Genomic DNA, 1,785 nt, shown 5'->3' with positions numbered 1-1,785 from the left:
GCGATATCGCTTTCAGCCTCAATCCAGTCGCGTACGGGATCGCTCTTGAAGTGGTTCTTTTCGGCGCGATAATAGGCCGCTTCACCGATCATGCGATAACGTACTTCGTCGCTGATCGTCACAGGCTTGGCACTACGAGCAGCGGGTTTTGCCGTCGCAGCCTTGGCGACGGTCGGCTTGGCGGTCGCGGCTGGCTTTGCGCTTGCAGTCGCGGCCTTAACTACTGCAGGCTTGGCCACTGCGGGCTTAGCGCTAGCAGCCGTAGGCTTGGCTGCGGGTTTCTTGGCCGCAGGCTTGGCGCTGGCAGCGACGGTTTTGGTCGCCGCTTTCTTTGGGGCTGCTTTGGTGGTTGTCTCGGCCATGATTTTATCCCTATAAAAAATGGAGAAACTGGTTCTGAAATAAGAGCAACGACGGGATTGTACTGCATAAGTACAATTTAAAAAACTTCATCATCATGTATTCTGCTTTGCGAACTGCCTGCAAGTACTTGCAGCAGCAATTCGCACTGCTTGGCTACTCAATGTCAGTTTGGCGTTTCGGGACACGTCCGTAAAGCTGTGTCAGTTCTGCAAGGCGTTCGGCATGCCAGGGGGCAACCTGATGCCAGCCGAAGCGCCAGCCCCAGGAACCTTCAGCATGCCCAGGAAAGTTCATGCGACAAGTGGAATCTAGGCCGAGTACGTCCTGCATGGGTATGATCGCAAGTGCGGCAACGGACGCCGAAGCGACTCTGATCAGGTCCCATTCGTTGAACTCGCCACTGATGGCCAGATAGCGCCGAACATAATCTTGTTCATGAGGTGCGAGCGCAGACCACCAACCACAAGTCGTGTCATTATCGTGGGTGCCCGTATAGACGACTGTATTGGTTTCGAAGCTGTGCGGTAAATACAGATTGTCGGAATGTCCGTCAAAAGCAAACTGCAGGATTCGCATTCCCGGCAGACCAACCGACTCGCGCAAAGCCGTAACTTCAGGTGTAATGATTCCCAGATCCTCAGCGATGATTCTGGGCACATCGCTGAGTTGACTTTGCCGGTTGTCCATTGCATTTTGCATAGCATTGAACAGAGCGGCTCCTGGTCCGGGTTGCCACTGTCCATCAACGGCTGTTTCCGAGGATGCGGGTATTTCCCAGTACGACTCGAAGCCGCGAAAGTGGTCGATCCGAACTATATCGCAGAGTGCGAGAGTTGCACGCAAGCGCTCGATCCACCATCGATAGCCTTCCTTCTCATGTGCTGGCCAGTGATACAGGGGATTGCCCCAGTGTTGTCCGGTAGCGCTGAAATAATCTGGGGGTACGCCGGCGACAACGCGAGGCCGACCTTTGTCATCGAGATCAAATAATTGCTGGTTTGCCCAAACGTCAGCGCTGTGCGCAGAAACAAATATTGGCATGTCACCAATGATCTCAACACCACGTTTGTTGGCGTACTCCTTGAGTTCCGCCCATTGGCTGTAGAAGCACCATTGGCAAAACTTCCAAAAATTCGATTCGTCAGCGAGGGTCTGCGCCGCTTCATTCATTGCCTCCGGATTACGGCGAACCAGAGGCGACGGCCAGTCCTGCCAGACCCTCCCACAACCGCCGTATTCTTTGTCCAGGGCCATGAATAGTGCGTAGTCATCAAGCCAGTTCCGAGCTTCAGAGCAGAACGCGGTGAATTGCTCTCGAGGGTTGTGTCGGGAATCGGCAAAAAACTTTTCCGCTGCCAGACGCAGTCGCGCCATGCGGTACTGCTGCATCAATGGGTAATCTACCTGACCGTCATTAAAAGC

Annotated in this window: 2 protein-coding genes; both read right to left on the bottom strand. The window is 54.1% G+C overall.

Annotation, left to right across the window (positions count from 1 at the left end):
• The coding region (locus PROAA_RS08875) for a DUF2934 domain-containing protein (protein WP_186411006.1) at window positions 1–362 on the bottom strand (362 nt) is incomplete at its 3' end.
• Window positions 363–516: 154 nt separating this feature from the next.
• Window positions 517–1,785 (bottom strand): 4-alpha-glucanotransferase (gene malQ, locus PROAA_RS08870; protein WP_186411005.1); only part of this gene is annotated, 1,269 nt, incomplete at its 5' end.

Origin of the sequence: Candidatus Propionivibrio aalborgensis (assembly GCF_900089945.1) — a bacterium.
In the GTDB taxonomy this organism is placed as follows: domain Bacteria; phylum Pseudomonadota; class Gammaproteobacteria; order Burkholderiales; family Rhodocyclaceae; genus Propionivibrio; species Propionivibrio aalborgensis.
This window is presented reverse-complemented; position numbering and strand designations above follow the sequence as displayed.